17 protein-coding genes and 2 pseudogenes are annotated in these 21625 nt (G+C 64.6%); 12 read left to right on the top strand and 7 right to left on the bottom strand.

All coding sequences use genetic code 11. The features are described 5' to 3' along the window. Positions 1-3: 3 nt before the first annotated feature. Together B4U45_RS26055 and B4U45_RS26060 are read right to left on the bottom strand one after the other, a co-directional pair. Positions 4-1557 (bottom strand): MFS transporter, encoded by a 1554-nt coding sequence (locus tag B4U45_RS26055; protein ID WP_075546022.1) that lies wholly within the window; start codon positions 1555-1557, stop codon positions 4-6. Then, complete coding sequence (locus B4U45_RS26060) at positions 1557-2258, bottom strand: LppX_LprAFG lipoprotein (RefSeq protein WP_075546219.1); 702 nt, start codon at positions 2256-2258, stop codon at positions 1557-1559. The genes B4U45_RS26055 and B4U45_RS26060 overlap by 1 nt, the downstream gene beginning before the upstream one ends. Positions 2259-2412: 154 nt before the next feature. Between B4U45_RS26060 and B4U45_RS26065 the strand changes: the two genes are divergently transcribed. From B4U45_RS26065 to B4U45_RS26090, 6 genes and pseudogenes are all read left to right on the top strand, one after another. Continuing rightward, positions 2413-3060, top strand: coding sequence for a riboflavin synthase (locus B4U45_RS26065; protein WP_075546023.1), 648 nt, complete (start codon positions 2413-2415; stop codon positions 3058-3060). A 332-nt stretch (positions 3061-3392) separates the two neighbouring features. Further along, on the top strand, positions 3393-4679 hold the full coding sequence (locus B4U45_RS26070; protein ID WP_075546024.1) for a bifunctional 3,4-dihydroxy-2-butanone-4-phosphate synthase/GTP cyclohydrolase II: 1287 nt from the start codon (positions 3393-3395) through the stop codon (positions 4677-4679). Further along, positions 4676-5158, top strand: coding sequence for a 6,7-dimethyl-8-ribityllumazine synthase (ribH, locus tag B4U45_RS26075; RefSeq protein ID WP_075546025.1), 483 nt, complete (start codon positions 4676-4678; stop codon positions 5156-5158). Before B4U45_RS26070 ends, ribH begins: the two co-directional genes overlap by 4 nt. Then, on the top strand, positions 5155-5625 hold the full coding sequence (locus B4U45_RS26080) for a PH domain-containing protein (protein WP_075546026.1): 471 nt from the start codon (positions 5155-5157) through the stop codon (positions 5623-5625). Before ribH ends, B4U45_RS26080 begins: the two co-directional genes overlap by 4 nt. A 133-nt stretch (positions 5626-5758) precedes the next feature. Continuing rightward, a pseudogene (locus B4U45_RS26085) lies at positions 5759-6847 on the top strand (13E12 repeat family protein); the annotation flags it as partial. A gap of 15 nt (positions 6848-6862) precedes the next feature. Continuing rightward, the gene (locus B4U45_RS26090) at positions 6863-8302 is read left to right on the top strand and encodes a recombinase family protein (protein ID WP_016343703.1); all 1440 of its coding nucleotides are present in this window, start codon (positions 6863-6865) and stop codon (positions 8300-8302) included. Between the two features lie 164 nt (positions 8303-8466). Here the strand turns inward: B4U45_RS26090 and B4U45_RS30600 are convergent, their stop codons facing one another. Beyond that, positions 8467-9408: a GNAT family N-acetyltransferase gene (locus B4U45_RS30600; RefSeq protein ID WP_109561582.1), complete on the bottom strand. Its 942-nt coding sequence runs from the start codon at positions 9406-9408 to the stop codon at positions 8467-8469. Between the two features lie 470 nt (positions 9409-9878). Between B4U45_RS30600 and B4U45_RS26100 the strand changes: the two genes are divergently transcribed. Together B4U45_RS26100 and B4U45_RS26105 are read left to right on the top strand one after the other, a co-directional pair. Then, positions 9879-10835 carry an AAA family ATPase gene (locus B4U45_RS26100; RefSeq protein ID WP_041928031.1) on the top strand — a complete coding sequence of 319 codons (957 nt, stop codon included), beginning with the start codon at positions 9879-9881 and terminating at the stop codon, positions 10833-10835. Continuing rightward, positions 10832-13444 (top strand): S8 family peptidase, encoded by a 2613-nt coding sequence (locus B4U45_RS26105; RefSeq protein ID WP_054585411.1) that lies wholly within the window; start codon positions 10832-10834, stop codon positions 13442-13444. The genes B4U45_RS26100 and B4U45_RS26105 overlap by 4 nt, the downstream gene beginning before the upstream one ends. A gap of 319 nt (positions 13445-13763) precedes the next feature. Here the strand turns inward: B4U45_RS26105 and B4U45_RS26110 are convergent, their stop codons facing one another. The 4 genes and pseudogenes from B4U45_RS26110 to B4U45_RS26125 all read right to left on the bottom strand — a co-directional run bounded on the left by B4U45_RS26110 (position 13764) and on the right by B4U45_RS26125 (position 17286). Further along, positions 13764-13925, bottom strand: a complete 162-nt coding sequence (locus tag B4U45_RS26110) for a hypothetical protein (RefSeq protein ID WP_016343706.1) — start codon at positions 13923-13925, stop codon at positions 13764-13766. After that, positions 13918-15408: a replication initiator gene (locus B4U45_RS26115; RefSeq protein WP_016343707.1), complete on the bottom strand. Its 1491-nt coding sequence runs from the start codon at positions 15406-15408 to the stop codon at positions 13918-13920. The genes B4U45_RS26110 and B4U45_RS26115 overlap by 8 nt, the downstream gene beginning before the upstream one ends. Next, positions 15401-16847, bottom strand: a pseudogene (locus B4U45_RS26120) (FtsK/SpoIIIE domain-containing protein). Before B4U45_RS26120 ends, B4U45_RS26115 begins: the two are co-directional and overlap by 8 nt. A gap of 97 nt (positions 16848-16944) precedes the next feature. Continuing rightward, the gene (locus B4U45_RS26125; protein WP_016343709.1) at positions 16945-17286 is read right to left on the bottom strand and encodes an SCO3933 family regulatory protein; all 342 of its coding nucleotides are present in this window, start codon (positions 17284-17286) and stop codon (positions 16945-16947) included. 167 nt (positions 17287-17453) lie between these two features. Here B4U45_RS26125 and B4U45_RS26130 point away from each other — a divergent pair, with 167 nt between their 5' ends. The 4 genes from B4U45_RS26130 to B4U45_RS26145 all read left to right on the top strand — a co-directional run bounded on the left by B4U45_RS26130 (position 17454) and on the right by B4U45_RS26145 (position 21136). After that, a complete protein-coding gene (locus B4U45_RS26130) occupies positions 17454-18656 on the top strand; it encodes an NsdA family TPR-like regulatory protein (RefSeq protein ID WP_016343710.1) in 1203 nt (400 codons plus the stop codon). Continuing rightward, on the top strand, positions 18653-19381 hold the full coding sequence (locus tag B4U45_RS26135) for a creatininase family protein (protein ID WP_016343711.1): 729 nt from the start codon (positions 18653-18655) through the stop codon (positions 19379-19381). The genes B4U45_RS26130 and B4U45_RS26135 overlap by 4 nt, the downstream gene beginning before the upstream one ends. Positions 19382-20264: 883 nt before the next feature. Next, entirely contained in the window at positions 20265-20906 is a 642-nt protein-coding gene (locus B4U45_RS26140) for an RNA polymerase sigma factor (protein WP_016343712.1), read from the top strand. After that, positions 20903-21136: an anti-sigma factor family protein gene (locus tag B4U45_RS26145; protein ID WP_016343713.1), complete on the top strand. Its 234-nt coding sequence runs from the start codon at positions 20903-20905 to the stop codon at positions 21134-21136. The genes B4U45_RS26140 and B4U45_RS26145 overlap by 4 nt, the downstream gene beginning before the upstream one ends. Positions 21137-21625 lie beyond the last annotated feature (489 nt).

The following is a 21625-nucleotide window of genomic DNA, read 5'->3' on the forward strand; positions in this document are numbered from 1 at the left end:
GGTTCATTGCCGGGGGGCGACGGCCTGCTGCCGGGGTAGTTCCGGCTCCTCGGCGTGCTCCTTGCGGCCGCTGACCAACAGACCCAGCAGCGCTCCGAACACACAAATCACCACCGTCACCTTGAAGATGTCGCCGTACATCAGGGCGAACGCCTGTCGGTACAGGGCTCCGATCGCGGCGGCGCGCTCGAGCAGCGTGGCGTTGGGCGGGACAGCCGCCGACAGCCCCGCCAATATCTGGTTGAACCGGTACAGCCCCCAGGCGCTCAGCGCGGCCACCCCGATCAACATCCCGGTCATCCGCGCCACCACCACCGCCGCGGAGGCGATGCCATGCTCCGCGGAGGGGACCACCCGCAGGGCCGCCGAAGACAGCGGCCCGATCACCAGACCGAGCCCCAGCCCGGCGACCAGCAGGTCGGCGTGCATCGCCGGCACCGTGAACAAGCCGAAGATGCTGTGGCGATACGCCAGCAGGTCGACGGGCCAATAATGCATCAGCCAGTAGCCGCCGGCGGCCACCAGCAGCCCGATGAAGGTCATCACCCGGTCGCCGGCCCGCGTGGCGACCCACCCGCCCACCACCGCCCCGATCGGCAGGGCGATCAAGAACCACAGCAGCATCCCGGCCGCCTGGGCCTGGTCCATATCCAGCACACCCTGACCGAACAGCTCCACATTGACCAGGGTGACCATCAACGCCGCGCCGGCGCAGACCGATGCGCCCAGCGCGGACAGGAACGGCCGGAAGTGCACACCGGCCGGTTCGATCAGCCGGGTGCGGGCCATGCGCTCCCAGACGAAGAACAACACCGCGGCCACGGCCGCGCCAATCACCAGCGGCAATCCGTAGCTCGGTAGCACCTGTTTGCCGTCGGGGTTGGGGTTGTAGAGCCCGATCACCGCCAGACCCAGCGACGTGGCCAGGAGCAGCCCGCCGACCACGTCAATCCGTTCCGGCTCGGCACTGCGGTCGTGGGAGGGCAGGCTGAAGTGGATCATCACCATCGCGATCGCGGTGAGCGGGACGTTGATCCAGAACACGTCGCGCCAATCATGGAACAACCAGACGATGAAGATCCCGTACAGCGGACCCAGCACACTGCCGAGTTCTTGCGCGGCGCCGATGCCACCGAGCACACCGGCTCGGTTGCGCTGTGCCCACAGATCGGCGCCCAGCGCCAGCGTGATCGGCAGCAGAGCGCCGCTGGCAACCCCCTGGACGGTGCGCCCGGCGATCAGCATGTGGAAATCGCCGAAGTGTCCGGCCAACGCGGTGATCACCGAACCCGCGGCGAATCCGGCCAGGCTGACTTGCAGCATGAGTTTGCGGCCGAACCGGTCGGAGGCCCGGCCCAGCAGCGGCATCGCGGCGATGTAGCCCAGCAGGTACATCGTGACGATCCAGGTGATCCGCTGCAGCTGGTTCACCGGGATACCGACGCTGTTCATGATGTCGCGCATGATGGTGACCACGACATAGGTGTCGAGGGCACCCAGCAGCACCGCGAGGCTGCCCGCGCTGATCGCTACCCGGCGGCTCGTCTGCGTAGCCATCAGCTCACCGGCGGCTTCGTGACTTGCACCTGCTCGCCCCAATTCGACAAAGTCATCTGGACGGAATTACCCGAACCCCGATCCAACTTAACCTGGGCCAGCTGGTGGTCGCCGTTCTCCTGGATCCACACGGTGCCCGGCACCGGATCGGTCGCACTGAACGGCGGCGCGATCTGGTTCACCGCGTCCGCCGTGACCTTCCCACTGATGCGGATGGTGGTCTGTCCGTTAATGGTGTCGCGCCCCTCGGCTTTGGCGTTGGTGAAGTTCGCCAGCACGTTGGCCAGCCCGGTGTCAGGGTTCAGGATCTGCGAGGGATCGTAGATGTCGGCGGCCGGACCGAAGTCGCTCCATTTGTTGGGTGTGAGGGTGGCGTACAGGATCCCTTCGAAGACGACGAAGTCGGCATCGACATCGGACCCGCCGAGGGTGAGCTTGACGTTTCCTTTGGCGGCGGTGGGATTGGTGGTGAGATCGCCGGTTAGCGTCTTCATCGACAATCCCGGAATCTTGCCGTTCACCGTCAGGACCAGATGCGCACTCTTGACGGTCTTGGTCTTGTCGGTCGCCTGCTTAACCAATGCCGTCGCGTCGGGTAATGGTCCGCCGCTGTCTTTCTTGCCCGACGAGCAGCCCGCGACCACCGTGGCGGCGAGGCTGAGGGCGGCGACAACAGCGAAGAGACGTCTGGGGGGTTGCATACCCAGCATCGTAGAGGGTGCCGGTGACCGCACCGGGCAACGCAGGGCCCGCGGTCGGTCGGGGCGCCGCGGTTGTACCGGCGAATCCGGGGCCACCCGCAGCCACCGGCCCACCCGGAGCCACTAGCCCACCCGGGGCCACTAGCCTGGTGCGATGTTCACCGGAATTGTCGAGGAGCTCGGCGAGGTGATCGCGCGGGACACCCTCGCCGACGCGGCGCGCCTGACCATCCGCGGTCCCGTCGTCACCTCCGACGCCGGCCACGGAGATTCCATCGCTGTCAACGGCGTCTGCCTGACGGTGGTGGAAGTGCTGCCCGACGGCCAGTTCACCGCCGACGTGATGGCCGAGACGCTCAACCGGTCCAGCCTCGGCGATCTGCGAGAGGGCAGCCGGGTCAATCTGGAGAGAGCTGCCGCGCTCAGCAGCCGGCTCGGCGGGCACATCGTGCAGGGGCATGTGGACGGTACTGGCGAGATCGTGGCCCGGACGCCGTCGCAGCATTGGGAAGTGGTCCGGATCGAGGTTCCCGCGACGTTGGCTCGTTACATCGTGGAGAAAGGATCGATCACCGTCGACGGCATTTCGCTGACCGTTTCCGGGCTTGGCGGCCCGCCGCGGGACTGGTTCGAGGTCTCGCTGATTCCGACGACTCGGGAGTTGACCACGCTGGGTTCGGCGCCGGTGGGGACGCGGGTGAACCTGGAGGTCGACGTGCTTGCCAAGTATGTTGAGCGGTTGCTGCAGGCCCACCGAACAGCCGACGCCGGAAGCGCGGCGGCAACCGGGAACACCGCTTAGCAAGGCGAGCGCTACGGGTATGCCACGTTGCGAGTCCGGTGAATCGGGCGATGGCAGTGAATCAATCAATGAGGAAAACGGCCACGATTATCGCTTGCCCGTTCGAGTTTGGTCGCGCTTTTCCAACGGCGGCGAAACACCGATAGCGGAATAACCCAATAAAGTCGGCAACCTTCGGTCGCCCAGACTTGGCATTGCCGACTGCCTGATCAGCAGGCACGCGAATGAGCCATCTCACTGAATAAGGGGACGTCCGAGACGGCAGCGTGGTTCATACTGAATGCGACATGCGGGCATTACTGCCCGGCTCACCGACAGCAAAGGTAACAACGATGACGAGGCTGGATTCCGTCGAGCGGGCGGTTGCCGACATTGCGGCGGGCAAGGCCATCATCGTCATCGATGACGAGGACCGCGAGAACGAGGGCGATCTGATCTTCGCGGCCGAGAAGGCCACTCCGGAGTTGGTCGCCTTCATGGTTCGCTACACCTCCGGCTACCTTTGCGTACCGCTGGACGGCTCGATCTGCGACCGGCTCGGGCTGTTGCCGATGTTTGCGGTCAACCAGGACAAGCACGGCACCGCCTACACCGTCACCGTCGACGCGCGACAAGGTATCGGTACCGGCATTTCGGCGTCCGACCGGGCCACCACCATGCGATTGCTGGCCGATCCGGCCAGCATCGCCGACGACTTCACCCGTCCCGGTCACGTTGTTCCGTTGCGGGCCAAGGACGGCGGCGTGTTGCGCCGCCCAGGCCACACTGAGGCGGCCGTCGACCTGGCGCGGCTGGCGGGGCTGCAACCCGCCGGCGCCATCTGCGAGATCGTCAGCCAAAAAGACGAAGGGGCGATGGCCCAGACCGACGAGTTGCGGGTGTTCGCCGATGAGCATGGTCTGGCGCTGATTACCATCGCCGATTTGATCGAATGGCGCCGCAAGCACGAAAAACATGTCGAGCGAATCGCCGAAGCCCGGATCCCGACCCGGCATGGCGAGTTTCGCGCCATCGGTTACTCCAGCATTTATGAGGACGTCGAACACGTGGCGCTGGTGCGCGGCGAGATCGCCGGCCCGAACGCCGACGGCGACGACGTCTTGGTCCGGGTGCACTCCGAATGCTTGACCGGCGACGTGTTCGGGTCGCGCCGCTGTGACTGCGGACCTCAGCTGGACGCCGCGATGGCGATGGTCGCGCGGGAGGGGCGTGGCGTGGTGCTGTACATGCGCGGCCACGAGGGCCGCGGCATCGGCCTGATGCACAAATTGCAGGCCTACCAGTTGCAGGACGCCGGCGAGGATACCGTCGACGCCAATCTCAAACTCGGGTTGCCTGCCGACGCAAGGGATTACGGGATCGGTGCGCAGATCCTGGTCGACCTCGGGGTCCGGTCGATGCGGCTGCTGACCAACAACCCGGCCAAACGGGTCGGGCTGGACGGATACGGACTGCACATCATCGAGCGGGTGCCGCTGCCGGTGCGCGCCAATGCCGAAAACATTCGCTACCTGATGACCAAGCGCGACCGGATGGGCCACGACCTGGTCGGGCTGGACGAATTCGGCAATTTCCAGGAATCGGTCCCGTTGCCCGGCGAATTCGGTGGTGCTTTGTGAGCGGTGGGGCCGGCGTCCCGGACATCCCGGCGCTCGACGCGTCCGGTATGCGGCTGGCGATTGTGGCCAGCACCTGGCACAGCCAAATCTGCGACGCGTTGCTTGCCGGCGCGCGGAAGGTGGCTGCCGACTCCGGCATCGACAACCCCACGGTGGTGCGCGTACTGGGTGCAATCGAGATTCCGGTAGTGGCACAGGAATTGGCCCGGCAGCACGATGCTGTCGTCGCGCTGGGAGTGGTAATCCGTGGTGAGACACCGCATTTCGACTATGTCTGCGACGCGGTGACCCAGGGGCTGACCCGGGTTTCACTGGACGAGTCCACACCCGTGGCGAACGGGGTGCTGACCACCAACACCGAGGAGCAGGCCCTGGATCGGGCCGGGCTCCCGACGTCGGCGGAGGACAAGGGCGCGCAAGCGACCGCGGCGGCACTGACCACGGCGCTGACGTTGCGCGAGCTACGTGTTCAGTCGTGACGGCCGACCCGCAGCAAGACGACTGGGACGTGGTATTGCGTCCCTACTGGACCCCGATATTCGCCTGCGTCGCAGCCTTCCTGATTGTCGCGGTGCACATCGCGGTGGGTATGGTGCTGAAGGTCGGGACCACCGGCGTGGTCCTGCGGACGGCTGACCAGGTGGCGATGGGCGCGCTGGGGCTGATTTTTGCCGGTGCCACGCTGCTGTTGACCCGACCACGGCTGCGGGTGGGGCCGGCCGGGTTTTCGGTACGCAATCTCTTGGGCTACAAGCTGATTGCCTGGCCGGACGTAGTCGGTGTGTCCTTTCCGGGTGGCAGCCGATGGGCGCGGATCGACTTGCCCGATGACGAGTACATCCCGGTGATGGCGATTCAGGCGGTGGACAAGGAACGCGCCGTGGCCGCCATGGACACCGTGCGAACCTTGGTGGCCAAATACCGACCGGACTTTGGTGCACCCTGAGCGGCTGGTGACGTCAAGGCAGCGCTTCCGGTGGGCGAGGGCAGCCGGTCCTGACCGGGGGCCGAGGGGAGTTGAGGCCGTCGCCGCGCAACTACGGCGAGCAATGTCGGCATGGCGTGTTACTATCGAAAGTATGTTCGAATCGTGGTACGCCTCGCGTCCGACGCCGGAGTCGAAAGCCCTGCTCGACCGGGTGCGCAACGTGTCACGAAGGGAAGCTCAGGCCGCCGCCGAGCGGCTGGTTGCGATCGGAGAGCTGTTCGTCCTACGTTGCCGGGATTCCGGAGAACGTGCGGACTGGGGGACAGATACCTGGGAAGCGGTTGCCGCTCAAGTCGCTGCCGCGATGCGGACCAGCGTGGCTATGGGCTCGAGCTATCTGCGTTACGCGGTGGCGATGCGCAATCGACTGCCCAAGGTGGGGCAGGCGTTCCAAGCCGGCGACATCGACTACCGGGCGTTCCAAACGATCGTGTATCGCACCGATTTGATCGAAGATGACGACGCGTTGGCGAAGGTGGATGCCCAGCTGGCGGTGCTGTTGTCGCGATGCCCTTCGGTGACTCGAGGCCGGCTGGCCGCCGCGGTGGACAAGGTGGTGGCCAACGTCGACCGTGATGCTGTGCGCCGGGCCGCCGAGGCGGCCACCGACCGCAGGTTCGTCGATGTCGACATCGAAGGCTGCGGGATGGCCGCCCTGACCGGCAGTGTGCTGCCTACAGCCGGACAGGCTTTTGACCGCCGCCTGGACGAGCTGGCCCGCACGGTGTGCCACGCTGATCCGCGCACCCTCGAGCAGCGTCGCGCCGACGCGCTGGGTGCAATGGCTGCGGGTGGCGACCGGTTGGTGTGCGGCTGCGGATCCGCCGACTGCGCCGCCGCAATACCGGCGCACAGCAATGTGGTTATACACGTTGTCGCCGAGCAGTCAACGGTCGACGGTACGGGGACCAACCCGGGGGTGCTGGCCGGCGCCGAGGGGCTTATTCCGGCCGAGCTGGTCGCCGAGTTGGCCAAGTCCGCCAAGTTGCGGCCGTTGGCGCGGCCAGCCGAAGACCCCGAACCGGGATACCGCCCGTCGACCCAACTCGCCGACTTCGTGCGGTGTCGCGATCTGACCTGCCGGGCGCCCGGTTGTGACCAGCCGGCGGTCGCCTGCGACCTGGACCATACCGTCGCTTACGGCGACGGCGGTCGTACCCAGGCGTCGAAGCTGAAATGTCGCTAAACTACCCTCATGGCGAAGGCGAAGACTCCTGGTCAGCGCGTCGGGGTGCGGTCGGCTGCGATCTACGCCCGCATCTCCGCCGATGCGGAGGGCACCGGGCTGGGGGTCGCCCGGCAGGTGCAGGACTGCCGCAAACTCGCCGCCGACCGGGGCTGGCCGGTCGGTGATGAGTACGTCGACAACGACGTGTCGGCGTATTCGGGTAAGCCGCGCCGCGAGTACGCCCGGATGCTCGATGACCTGAAATCCGGTGCGCGGGACGCGGTGATCGTCTACAACCTTGACCGGTTGCACCGGCGCCCGCTCGAGTTGGAAGACTTCGTCACCCTGTGTGAGTCGGTCGGGGTGCGCGATGTCGCTACCGTGACCGCTGACATCGACCTCGGCAACGATGATGGGTTGTTCATGGCCCGGATTTTCGCCGCGTTCGCTGCCAAAGAATCCGGCCGCAAGTCCGCCCGTATCCGCCGCAAAATGCTGCAGAACGCCGAACAAGGATTACCGCACGGCCCCGCGCGGCCGTTCGGCTACGAGAACGACAAAATCACTGTCCGCCCCGCCGAAGCCAAAGTCATTCGGGAGATGGTCGACCGCTACCTGGCCGGGGCGTCGATCCGGTCGTTGACGATCTGGCTCAACGACACCGGGATCGCCCCGCCTGCGTCCACGTCATGGCAGACCACCACGGTCCGCAACATTTTGGCCTCGGGGCGGATCGCCGGGCTGCGCGAGCATCACGGGGAGGTGATCGGTCCCGCGGCGTGGCCAGCGGTCATCACCCCCGCCGAGCGTGACCGCATCCTGGCCCGGATGGCTGCCCGCTCGGTGACCAAGACGCGCGCCCCACGCACTTACCTGCTGTCTGGGATGCTGCGCTGCGGACGGTGCGGGAACCGCTTGTTTTCCCAAGCCCGCCATAACAATCCGACCAACCGGGTGCGGCGCTACGTGTGTTTGAAGGGCCCCGACCACGGCGGCTGCGGACGACTGACGGTGGTCGCGCGACCAGTCGAGGAACTGTTGACTGACGCGGTGCTGACCCGGTTGGATTCCCCGCAGCTAGCCGACGCCCTGAACGGTAAAGCCAGAGTCGATGCCGACGTGGCTGCGTTGGCCGCGCAACTGGAAGCTGACCAGGCCCGCCTGGATGAGCTCGCTGCACTCTATGCCGAGGGGGCGGTGTCGGCGCGGGAATGGATCGCTGCCCGCGACCCCATCACCGACCGCATCACCCAAGCCCGCCGCGACATCGCCAAAGCCACCGACACCAGTTCCGTGGTGGACTTGGTGGGCACCGGCGAGATGCTACGCGGCCAATGGGACGACCTCGACATCGACCGCCAACAAGCCATCATCAAATCCGTGCTCGACCACGCCGTCATCGCACCCGGCACGCCCGGCTCCCGCAAATTGGACATCAACCGTGTCCAACCCCAGTGGCGCCTGTGACAACGAATCCCACACAACGGCTGTGTCTCTAGCACTGCCAACACACCCTCGACCAGCCGACCACCAACACACGGTCAGGGCGATGACAGACACAGACGCCGCAAATCGACAAGAGTGCACCTCTTCGGATGGGAGTCGGCACTGCCGTCTGAATACCCGGTCGCTTAGTCGCCAGCGCGACATCGTGGACATAAGCCAGATGCGACGATGAGTAAGTGCTCATCATCGGTCGCCCACGAGACCCGGGTATCCGAATCGTGCCGGCCGCAGCCGTCACATAACGTTGCGGTGTCGTATTTCTGAACGGCGTGTAAGTGATCTGTCGAACAGTCGTAACAGACGCGGGCGTGGTCAGGATCCCAGCCCCACACAAACATGGGTCGTGGCCCCATCAGGGCATGCACGCATGCCGCACTGCTTCCATTGCTGGAAATGCGACGGGCATATAACCGATACCCTAGATCGCGCGCTGGCTGCGAACTCCGAGCGTAGATATCGACAGTGAACCGATATTCCGCCCGAGCAGTCTTAAGTTCCCAGTCACGCCGCGGGTGGCCGTCTACCGCATCACAAAGAACGCTGCGGTAGCCCCGAAAGACGACCTCGTTAGGAGTGGGCATAATGCGAATTGAGTTCGGGCGACCCGGTCGCTCGACAAACGTTAAACCTGATACCGGCCCGATATAGAAACCCTGGCGCCGATACCAAGCGATAGCATCACGCCTGCTGGTCTCAACGTTGCCGTACAAGCCGATGTGACCGCGAGGTAGCCGCCGCAGTGTCTCGGCAAGCAATGCTCGTGCGACGCCACTCCCGCGGCGGCGAGGATGCGATGCGAGGACGCGGACCTTCCACCATGGCGCATCGCCAACATCGACAGTCCCCGGAGCGCGTTCCCACAGCACGTCTGCTACGGGTGGTCCGACTGCGATCATGGCGCAGACTCCCTCTCTGTCGCTACCAACCAGCGCCAGTGGTTCATCGGCCCTGCGGCCGCCTCCTAGGAGCAAGTCCCATGGATAATCCAAACCAACATAAGACAGCGTCATTTTGCTCAGTTGACCCACGTCGGCGGCATGCGCCTCTCGAATCGTGAATTCGCTCATATGCGACTTCCTACCAGCGCGGCCCGACAACGGATTTGCGCCTGATCATCCACGGCTTCGCGGGAAGTCGCGCCGACCGGTGAAAAGGACTCTTCCTGCAGCCGACTCGCCCGACCCACGCCCGCAAGCCCAGCGCCCAGAAATATCCGACAAACAGTGACTGAGTCAAACCCGGACCTACGTATAACTGCGCTTGATCGGTCCTGCACCCATCGACAATCTACAGCCGAATTTGGAGGGTACAGCCCGACGATCGCGGTGTCCGCGATTCAGTGTTCGAACGTTCTTGAGGTGGAAACATTCCATCGACGCAGTACGCCTAGGGAAGTTATCTCCGCGATCGTTCGTGCTTCCGCCTGCGTGGTGCGGCGGCTTGGAGCAGCTTGTTGTCGGCGCGGCGCGATAGCGTCGAAAGTACCGGCGATAGGATCAAGGCAAAGGCGGCGTTCGAGGGTTTGAAGGAGGCCGAGATGGCGCGTGCTGACCTCCTGCTTGACCTCGTCGAGGCCGAGCGACGTGGCGATCGGGATCGCTTCCGCGTTCTCGTCGAGGCCGTGATCGCTGAAGAACGCGCCAACCAGCACCATTTGCTCGCCGATCGCCTTTCTGAGCTCATCACCACTACTGGGCAGGGCCTGGTCCGCGACGATCGTGCCGCGGCGATTCGCGACCTTGTGCATGAAGTCGTACCAAACCGTCGACTGGACGATTTGGAGCTCGCCCCTGTCCCGAAGCGTGTTGTGTCTGAGCTGATTGAGGAGCAGAAGCGGGCCGAGCTGTTGCGCAGCTATGGGATTGAACCGCGCAACAGGCTGCTGCTGTCCGGACCGCCGGGCAATGGTAAGACCAGTGTCGCCGAAGCAATCGCGGCGGAGTTGATGCTTCCGTTCTACGTGATTCGCTACGAAGGGGTCGTGTCGAGTTTCCTCGGCGAGACCGCCGCCCGGCTTGACAGTGCCTTCGAATTCGCCCGTACTCGCCGGTGTGTCTTGTTTTTCGACGAGCTCGACACGATTGCTAAGGAGCGCTCTGACGCCCACGAGACAGGCGAGATCAAACGGGTTGTTTCTACGTTGTTGCTTCAGATCGACGGGCTCCCGGCGCATGTGCTCTTCGTTGGTGCGACCAATCACAGCGAGTTGCTCGATCGTGCGGCGTGGCGGCGTTTCCAGATTCGCGCCGAGCTCGAAGCGCCCAGCCGCTCTCAAGCCACTCGGTTCCTGGAGCGGCTGGCCGTGCGCCTGGGTGGCGACTTGGGTTTTACGCCGAGGACACTCGCGGACAAGCTCGCTGGGGCGAGTTACGCCGAACTGGAGGAGTTCGCGTTGGACGTACGGCGTCGGGCCGTATTGGAGTTGCCGGACAGCAATCTGCGCCGCATCGTTCAAGAACGACTTGAGCACCGGCGTGGTCAGGTCGGCGAGTGACTGGACAGCGGCGTCCCTTGCTGGCTTTCGGTCCGCCGGTTGTTTCTGAGCGGCCTGCCCAGCCCACGCGGGACATGCCGCGCCTGTCCAAACCGGGTGCGGGCCGGCAGGGACAGCGTCTGACACCGCAATTCCGTGAACTGGTCGCAGCATTCGATGCCGAGCGTGCGCGTCTGGGCGCGGATACCCCTGACGAGGTCGATCCCGCCTTGGTCGTTGTGTTCGATCTTGCAGGCAGCGTCAAAGATTTTCGTAACGCCATCAACCAGATCGACGGCTTAGAGTTTCTCTCGGAGCTGCTCGGCGAGCGGACTGATCCCGACGATGACTTCTACATGACCGAACGCGATGTGGGTCGTACCGACAAGCCGGTCTCACATTCGCTTTATCTGGTGATGTCCAACGCCAGGGCCATCGATGAGTTGCTGCGGCTGTTCGCTTTGTGGCAGCGCGATCCGTCGGCGTCGTTCGAGCGCGGGTTGGGAAAGTTCAAGGATGCCTTCCAGCAGTTAACCGCGATCCGCCGCTGGGGGCCTGAGGATCGGATCCGTGAGACCGGCCTGCGGGAGCGGTGGCAAGAAACCCTGCAGGTCGTGGGCGAGTCCGTGAGCTCAGTCTTGGTAGAAGCGGAGCTGTGGTATCGGCAGGATGCCGCCCAACGCGCCACGGCCGAGGCCCATGTGGCACAGACCATCACAACGAGCGGCGGGCACATCCTCGACCGTGCCCAGATTGCTGACATCCACTATCATGCACTGCTGGCCGAGTTGCCCGTACAGCAGGTTCATTCTGTGCTCAACGATGGTGCCGAGTCGATCCGGCTGCTCACCACTGACGAGGTCATGTTCGTCAGTCCGTTTATCCCGATGAGTGTCACGCCGCCTACTCTTGACCCTGTGGCGGCGGTGCAGTTGCCGCCCGGTGAGCGTGTCGATGGGCTTCCTCGGATCGCGCTGATGGACGGGCTGCCGTTCTCCAATCACGCCGTGCTGGCCGGAAGGCTGTTGGTCGATGACCCCGACGGACTTGGCGAGAATTACCCATTGTCCTCACGTCATCATGGCACTGCGATGGCGTCGCTGATAATTCACGGCGATCTGTCTGTGCCCGGTGAGCCGCTAGATCGACCGCTGTACGTGCGGCCCATCATGCGTCCCCATGAGCTTGCCGCAGGATCTGAGGAGCTACTCCCGAACCGTCTGTTCATTGATCTGCTCCACCGAGCAGTCCGGCGCATCGTTGAAGGAGAGGCTGGCGGCGATCCCACCGCGCCCAGTGTGCGCATCATCAACCTTTCCATCGGCGCCCAGGCCAGGGCGCTCGTACGGCGAATGAGTCCGGTGGGACGCCTGCTCGACTGGCTGGCCCACACCTACAACCTGCTGTTTGTTGTCAGCGCGGGCAATCACCTGGACCCAATCACAATCCCTGCCGACTCCGCCGACGATCCCGCCACTGCACGCATCGCCGCCACACGTGCTGTTTACGACGCGACCATCCTGCGAGGCATTCTGCCTCCAGGGGATGCACTCAATGTGCTGACCGTCGGTGCAACCCATGACGACGGTTTCGGCGACATTGATATCCCGGACACGGTCTGGGATATCACGCTGCCGGGAGCTCCGGCCCACTACGGTGCGACCGGACCTGGTGTCGATCGCTCCGTTAAGCCGGATCTTCACCATGTTGGCGGCCGCGCGCTCTACACACGTCCAATCGCCCTTTCCGGCGAAGAAACGGTCGGCGTTGAGATCGCCTCCACAGCCGCCACAGGACCCGGTCTTCAGGTCGCAGCCCCCGGCCGCGCGGGCGCGACGAACAACACCGTGTTCACCACGGGCACGAGTAACGCCACAGCGTTGGTGACCCGTGAAGCCAGCCGACTGTTCGACATCCTCGAATCCGTGGAGCTCGGCGCTGAGGAAACGCCGTTACCTGACGGGCAGTACCATCCATTGCTCGTGCGGGCGATGCTCGCCCACGCGAGTAGCTGGGGTGAGTGGGACGCAAGGCTCCGCCGCGAACTCGGCCTGGATAATCAGCAGGCGCGCCGTCACTTGACTGCGCTTCTCGGTTACGGCCGAGTAGACGTCGCGCGACTCGGCACGGCCGCAACGAACAGGGCAGTACTCACCGCTGGCGGGCTCATAGCACGCAACGAGCGTCACACCTACCAGTTGCCGCTGCCGCCATCTCTTCGGGCACGAGCCGAATGGCACCGCTTTACGATCACCCTCGCATACATGGTGCCCACCGTCGGCCAGCTCACCCGGTACCGGGGCGCAAAAGTGTACTTCGCCACCCCTGATACTGACCTCGCCGGCGGAGATCGCACTGGCGCCGAGCACAACACCGTCAGGAGGGGCAGTCTTCAGCACGAGATCATCCAGGGCACAAGCGCAATGGTGTTCGGCGAAGGAGATATGTTCCCCATCCATGTCGAGTGCATGGACGACGCTCAACGACTCCGGGCCGGCAAGAAAGTTCGATACGCGCTTGTCGTTTCTGTCGAGACTGCTGAGCAAACCTCAACCACCATCCACGATGAGGTGCGAGCCAGGCTGCGCGAACAGGCCCGTGACCGTGCCCGCGGGCGGGTACAGGGCTGACGCCAACGAAAGCCGGCGCTAAACCAGGGGCTCGTGACACAACCACCGAGGCCGAGCATCGTGAGCGGATAGGAGCACATCTCTGGCGGAGAGTGCCGGCCCGCGAAGAACAGTTTGCGCTCCTGGCTGGTCGCGGTTTGAGTGTGCGCTGGCTGGCAGTTGGCGTCAAGGCTCAACCCTTGGTTGACCGCCCCCGACGCCGACATTGACATCAACTGTCAGCCAACGTGATTGCGCTGATGTGACCAGGCGAGGAGCATCGTCAATTGGCCAACGATGCGTGGCACCAACGCGCGGAGGTGTCGGCCGTGGCTTAGTCTTAGCGCAGCAGCGTGGCGATATCGGCGAGGACGGCGGGGTTGGTGATGGTCACCGCGAGCTGTTGACGTTCGCACGATTGCGTGAGCCACGCGGTGAATTCGTCACGACTATAATATTTTTCGTTCCTCCCGTCCGCCGTGTATGCCTGCACGCTAGCCATCGGGCACCTCGCTGGGGGCATCACGACGCTGCTGTTGTCGCGCCTCGCGCGCGGTATGACGCTGCTGGATGCGCCGCAGGGAGGCACTGATGATCAGCGTGCGCTCACCGAGGCTGGCGTGGCCGGCGCGGTCGAATTCCCACGCCACCAGATCATCGGCGTCATCGTCCCAGCGCGGCGGATGATGCTGGTGTGCAGTGTTTTTCGAGCGTTGTTCGCGGGTCCAGGTGGTGCGGCGTTCACGGAGGGCGGTCATGGTGGTGGAGTAGCGGCGGGATTTGCTGGTGATGTGGCCGCGGAACCCGAGGGTGTGCAACCAGCGTCGAATCCCGGATAGTCCGTTGTCGGCGAGGTGGCTGATGGTGGTCAGGATGGCTCGCACATGGTCGGACACCGCCAGGTCCGGTATGGCTTCGGTCGAGAGGCGGCGTGCGCTGATTCCGAGGTCGGCCAAGGATTTGGTGACGTACTTAGCGAGATAGCGAGCCACCCGCCGGCCGGACAGCGACCTACCCTGTGACGAATCATTTTGTGGTGAGGTGTCATTCATCGCTTTCTCGGGCGCGGTGACGGGTTGGGTGTCGATTTGAGTGCCGAAGCCGATCACGCGCACTGCGCCATCAGCGCACGGATCGTCGACGGTGAGAGTGACGGTGCGGGCGGCGTGTTGGATGATGGTGGCGAGTTCAGTTGCACTGACCGGTGATTCCCAGTCAGACTCATCAGGTTCGTCGCGTGGGTCCAGCCGAATCAGAGCGTGGACGTGGGGGATGGCACGGGCTTGCAGTTCGATAATTTTGATGAAGCTGACCCGCACCGCATCCGCATCCACATCTGTGGTTCTCAGTTGTCGTCGCAGTGCGCGTCGCAGGGCGATGGTGAACCGGCGCCACAGTTCGGGCAGGTGCCAGGTGAACAACACATGACCGACATAGTCGTAGCACTCGGCACAGATCGGCTGACCCACCAGGTCGTCGCCATTGTCGTGGACAATGCTGCACCACAACCGTTTTCCGTGCGGGCAGCGTCGGTAGCCGCCGAGGCGGTGGTGATCTCGGCACGCTGTCTCTGTGCTATTTACTTGTCTCGGTACGGTGTGGACGGCCCCGAAGCTGGGGGCGGTGAGGGTGACGAAGACTTGTGGTCGGTCCGCCACGGTGGTGGGCATGTCGTGGTGGCCACCGGCGGCACCGGCATGGACCAGCTGCCAGGTGTCGCGGGCATACAGGTCCGAGCAGGACGGGCAGATGTGGGCGCGGCGATTGTTGCACCGCGTCCACACCACCCGCGCCCGCCCGTACTCATCGGCACCGACCAGTTGGATGGGGTGGGCGCAGAATCCGACCGATTCGGCTCGCCGCCACCATGATTCGTATCCCATTGAGGAGGCGCGGCGCACCATCTCGCCGATCACCTTCGCGGTGTCGACTGTTGCGGGTACTCCCGGCAGTGCGAGTTGCGCTGACGGTGTCGAGTTATTCACCGCTCGCCTCGCTCGGGGTGTGGCCCGGTGTCAGTGGTGTACGACGGGCGGGTGCTGTTGGGTCGGCTGGCGGGGAGGCGGAAGCGGCGCGCGAGGGTGGTGATGTCGAGGTCGGTGACGTGGAAGGCCCGCACCCGCTGCGGCTGAGCGGTGCCGTCGATCAGCATGTAACCGACACCGGGGGTGGTGTCGGGGATCCGGTCGCATTCCGCACCGGCGTCGCGGGCGCCTTGGCCGAGGACCATGGTGGTTTGGGTGGCTTCGGTCAGCCGCAACCCGATCCGCACGGTGAACAGCTGCCGTACCGGCAGGGTGTCTTTGGCCGGGTCTTGCACCGCGGCCACCACACTGATCCCCACCGCGCGGCCCTGCGACAGGAGTAAGCCGAGGAGTTGTTCGATTTCGGTGCGGATCTTGCGGTCGGTCACATAGGCGGTCAGTGCGGCGATTTCATCGATCACCACCACGAACAACGGCTCAGCCGGTGTCGGGGTGTGCAAGCGGGTGTGGCCGCGGAGTCGGTTGGCGCGGGCTTGCATCACCGTCACGAGTTGGCGCAACAATTCGAGGGTGGTGTCGGTGGCGTCGTGGGTGAACGCCGTGAACATCGGTGCCCCGGCCCCGAGTTCCATGCCGCCTTTCGGGTCGATGACACACAGCCGCACCAGCCCCGTCTTGACCCCCGGGCTAATGCCGGCGATCAGCGACCACAACACCGAGCCTTTCCCCGCGCCGGTCGCCCCGGCGATCAGCACATGATGCCCCAGCAGCGGTAGCTGCCAGCTGTGGCGAGTTTCGGTGATCCCGACCCGCACCGATCCCAGATTCACCGGGGTGGCCGGAGTGGGTATCGGCAGCGCGATCGGGTCGGCGAGCACATCCCCCCGCATCAACGTGATCTTGAGTTCGCCGGGCGCGGTGCTGGTGATGGTGATCCGGTCGGCGCGCCACGCGGCGGCCAGCGCGTCAGCCTGTTTGTGCCAATCGGCCACCGATTGACCGGTGACGATCCGCACCACCAGCACATCGGTGGTCCGGCCGATCGTCACCATGCGCAAGGTCGGGGTCAGCGTGCGGTCGCCCAGGGTGGCGGCCAGGCCGTGCAGGGTGCAGGTCGATTCCCAGGCGCGGGTGTAGCGCGACCAGGTCAGCCACCGTCGGCGCACCGGTTCGGTCACCCACGCGCGAAACCAGACGGGGTCCAGCCACGCCCAACCCGCATACGCGACACTGCACACGACGGCGCAGACCAGGCCCGCGCGGGGCCCGTGGGTGATGCCGAGGGCGAGGCTGGCGATGATCGGGAGGCTGATGGCCGGGAACAGCACGGCCCACCACAGCAGATATCCGGCCGCGGTGAACAGTGACATGACCAGATCCCCCAGCCAGTCATCGTCATTGGATCCAGTGTTGTTGGTGTTCTTCGTGTTTGATGCCATGACAGGCGCGCCTTCCGTAAGGGTGGTGTCGCAGACGGGAATCCCTGGGGTGGGGCGCGATGATCTCTGCTCACCGCGCCCCACACCCCCTTAGGGGTTACTTCTGCGGACGTGCCTGCTCACTGGGCGCGGCACTTGACGTGCCGGCCGTGATCGCGTCGGCGCGGAAGGCCACCCCGCTGCGATCGCCCTGGGCCCACGGGATGGCCACCAAGCCCACCACTGACACCGGTTGGGTCACCGTCACTTTCGGATCGCCGGCCACCGTGACATTGAGGACTTCACCGCCGGTGTCATCCAACGCCAACACCTGCGTGGCGAACAGCGGCATCCCCGTGGCCGTGTCGACTTTCGGGCTGCCCGTCTCGAAGTTCAGCCGCGGCTCGGCCGCCCGCGTGACGATGAACCGGGTACCTGACGTATCGATTCTCAAACGCATTGTCCTGTGGTCCCTTTCTGGGTTGTGGTGTGCGGTCGTGTGTGCCGCGATCCCAGGACAGCGCGCCGGTGGTGGGGCTCGAAAGTGACAGCTAGTAACAGCCGGTAACATCCCGACACGCGCACGGCAGGGCTGAGCTGCGGTGATGTGTCGGGCATGATCGAAAGATGGCCGCAGTCGATCCGAACCGCGCGCGCAACGCGCAGCGGCTTCGCGACGCGCGCATCGAGTACGGGTTCAGCCTCAATGAGCTGGCTGTCGAGGTCGAAAACGTTCGCCGGCTACGCGGTGATGAGGAGATCCCGCCGCGCGAATCGTTGCGTCAGATGATCATCAGCATCGAACGTGGTGGCGCGTTCGGCGACATGTGGCGCACCGACCTGGCGGCAGTGTTCGGCCGCGAGCCCGACGAACTGTTCAGCGTGCCGATCGCCTCACCGCTACCACACCCGTTATTGCTGCGGCTACCTGTCGACGAGGACGTCCTCGCAGTGATCACCGAGCAGCGTTCCGCCCACATCCGCGCCGAACACGCCTTCGGCCCGCAGCATGCTCGCCCGCTGGTGGAACGCGATCTCGACACCGTCGAAGCCCTCATCAAATCAGCACCCCGTCGGCTCAAACGCGCAGTCACCGAAGCGGCGGGCACCATCGCGGAAGTGGCCGGCTGGATCGCTCAAGATCTCGGAGATCAGGCCGCCGCTCAAACGTTGACGCATAAGGCGTTTCTGCATCTGCGGATGGCCAGCCCCGAGACCCAGGCAATGATCTTGATGCGCCAGTCCAACATCCTGGCCCCCAATGAGGCGAGCCTTGCTGTCGATCTGGCCGCTGATGCCGCTGAACTCGTCGAGGGCCGCGATGCTGGACGGTTGACGGCCAGCATCGCGCGCCAACAGGCTCTGGCCGCCTTGCATAACGGCGACGAACGGGGTTTCTACCGGTATGCGGCCGCCGCGCTCGATCTCGGCGATATCGCCCCTGTGGACGGTGATCGGGCCCCCTATGCTCACGCGGCCTATGTGGCCAGTGATATCGCTGCCGGGCATTTGCGGCTCGGCAACAACCAGAAGGCGCTGGAGCTATTGGCCGCCCATCACGCGCATTGGACCTCGCAGCAGCACCGTGACCGCGCCGTGGCCGATATGCGGTTGCTGCACGCCTACATCGCTGTGCATGAATACCGCCTCGCCCTGGTGCTGGCCGACACCGCAATCCCGGCCTACCAGTCAGCGCCCTCGCAACGTGCGCACCGCCACCTCGCCCGGGCGAACACCCTCGTGCGTAACCGCCGCCGCAACGACCCCAACCCGGTACTGCAGGAACTCGCCGCCCGCATCACAACAGCTACCCAAGGAGCCTCGTCGTGAGTCGCGACATCATTCCCGACCTCACCACCACCGACCCCGCCACGGCCAGTACTGTCGCGGTGCTGCCGGTCGGGGCGTTCGAGCAGCACGGCCCGCATCTGCCCCTGGGCACCGACACCCTCATCGCCTGCGCCATCACCACCGCCATCAGCGACCACCACAGTGTTTTGCCGCTGCCGCCGGTAACGTTCGGCTGCTCGCACGAGCACGCCGCGTTCCCCGGCACCATCAGCATCAGCGCCACCACCCTGACCGCGATCATCGCCGACATCGGCCAGTCCCTCGCCGCGCACGGCACACGGGGGCTGATCGTGGTCAACGCCCACGGAGGCAACGCCGTATTGACCAATGTTGTGCAGCAAGCCAACCAGCACGCCGGTCCGCTGCGGGTAGGGCTCTATCCCAGCCGTGAAGACTGGACCGAGGCCCGCGCCGCCGCCGCCATCACCACCAGCAGTCACGACGATATGCACGCCGGCGAACTGGAAACCTCCATCCTGCTCGCCGCCCATCCTGACTACCTGCGCGACGGCTGGCCCGACGACGATCACACGGCCGTCGACCGCCGCTACCTCACCACTCTCGGCATCACCGCCTACACCACCACCGGCGTCATCGGCTATCCCTCACGGGCCAGCCAAGCCAAAGGCCGCACCGCACTCGACCACCTCGGGCGTAACGCCGCCGCCCTCATCGACATCCTCACCGGGCCAGACCGACCCTAGACACCGCGGCGGCCCTACCGCATAACCCTTGCAACGCGCAAGCTCCGACACGTCCCCAGTGCGTCCTGCGAAATGAGGCGTCGCCCTCAGCCTTGACGACAGGGGGCGACTCAAACAAGCCTCAGACCGCAACAGCCAGACACTGCTGCCCGAGAGCACGACGGGCATGCCTGTGGGCGGACACCAGGACAAGATGGTGCGGCCGCACTCAATCACCACCAGCATCCCCACACGCCCGAGGCGCGTCAACACTCCGAGCCAGAACACGGTGCCCTCGCCAGACTGGCCACGCGTTCACTCACCGTCGGGCACCTTCATACGCTCCTGCACATCGCTTTTCTACCTGGTCGGCCCGACGAGGCCCACGCCCAGCAGCCACACCAGCTGTCAGAATTCCGGGGCGGCTACCTGCGGGCTTCGCTTCGCTCCCTCTGCTCCCGTCCGCTGGCGCTCCCGTCCGCGCCGGTCACTACGCTTGGCCCTCCGTCCGCCGCCACACGATCGAACGCGGGGCCGCGATCCCTGTCCGTCACCCCGAATGCCAACCATTACCGCGACAGCAGCATCACCGGGGGCCAACGATCGCACCACGTCCGCAGCCGAGGTCGCTCGACGGTGCTCGTCTGCACAACCATCAACACCACCCATGACCTGCGATGTGAGAATTTTCTTTACTGCTATCAAGGGCGAGACCTCGCGGCCGCATCGTCCGGCCGAACTTTACAGGTATTTCACCAAGTCGTTCGAGAGCGCAGTTCTGCCGAAATGTAGGCAATTCAGCTCGCACCTGATTGGGAATCCCGGTCAATAGAAGTATGACGGGTATGGCTGAGCCGACGGTAGCGCCATCGCTATACCGGTAGAGTACAGTCGCTGAGTGACCATGACCGCAGCCACGGTTTCGGAAGACGAGGGCGCTTTGGTCGCTGCACTTCGCGCCGGCGACCATCGAGCTTTTGCTCGGTTGGTCGATCGTCACACTCCGGCGATGCTGCGGGTGGCGCGTGGTTACGTGCCGAGTGAGCAGCATGCCGAGGACGTCGTGCAGGAGACGTGGATCGCGCTCCTTAAGGGTTTGGACAGATTCGAGGGACGGTCGTCCCTACGTACTTGGCTTTTTACGGTTCTTGTCAATATCGCCAAGGCTAGAGGGCTCAAGGAACGCAGGCACGTCGACACTCAGATCAAAGCGTTCACCGGCGGCACAGTTGACCCCGAGCGGTTCCGTGCTGCTGGCGACGAGCTGCCCGGGCACTGGAAGGCGGAGGAGACACCGACGCCTTTCCCGGACACCCCTGAGGGCTCGGCTCTGAGCAGGGAACTCACCGACGTCGCCAAGCGCAATCTCGATACGCTGCCCGAGCGTCAGCGCATTGTCGTGACGATGCGCGACATGCTCGGTCTCGATTCCGATGAGGTCTGTGCACTACTCGAGATCAGCGCTGCGAACCAGCGGGTACTGCTTCATCGTGGCCGTGCGGTGATTCGAGCGGCTCTCGAAAATTATCTGAAAGATGCGTCGTGAACCCACTCGATTGCAACGAGCTCGTCGAAATTGTCACTGCCTATCTGGACGGCTCACTCGACCTCGAAACGCGGGCACGGTTCGATGAGCACCTGCTCGAATGCGACGGATGCGATAACTACCTGCAGCAGTTTCGGGTCACTATCGGCACGTTGGGCCGGATCCGTGAAAGCGAGTTGGCACCGGAATTCCGCGCGCAGCTACTTGAGGTTTTCAAGGATTGGCGGTGACGCCCTGTTACAACCACAGAGTGCCACCTGCGCGCCAAATGATGCAGTCCTAGCGCCTGGCAAGCACGCGCGATCGCGCGGGGCTGGCGCCTACAGTTGTTGGTAGCATTTATCGCTGTTTGACTCGGGCATCGGCTTGCGAAGGTCACAGCGGGCTTCGTCGGGATTAACTTGACCAAACCTATTCGTGCGCAACTATTTGCATGCTTGCGCTCTTGGTCACCCGGGCGTTGGCGTGTGGTGAGCCTCCCCAGTTTCAGTGGACACCCGAGATAGCGGGGGCACGGGGTTCCGCTGGGAGGATGGGGTATGTCCAGGACTCGTCGGTCGTTTACGGCGGAGTTCAAGGTTCAAACCGCTCGGCGGGTGATTGATGGTGGCCCAGCCGGTCGCCGAGATCGGCCGGGAACTCAATGTTCACGAGCACCTGTTACGTAAATGGGTGGCGGCCGAATGGCTCCGGGACGGCGCTGCCACCGATGCGCACAG

The sequence above is a fragment of the Mycobacterium persicum genome (genome assembly GCF_002086915.1).
Classification (GTDB): domain Bacteria; phylum Actinomycetota; class Actinomycetes; order Mycobacteriales; family Mycobacteriaceae; genus Mycobacterium; species Mycobacterium persicum.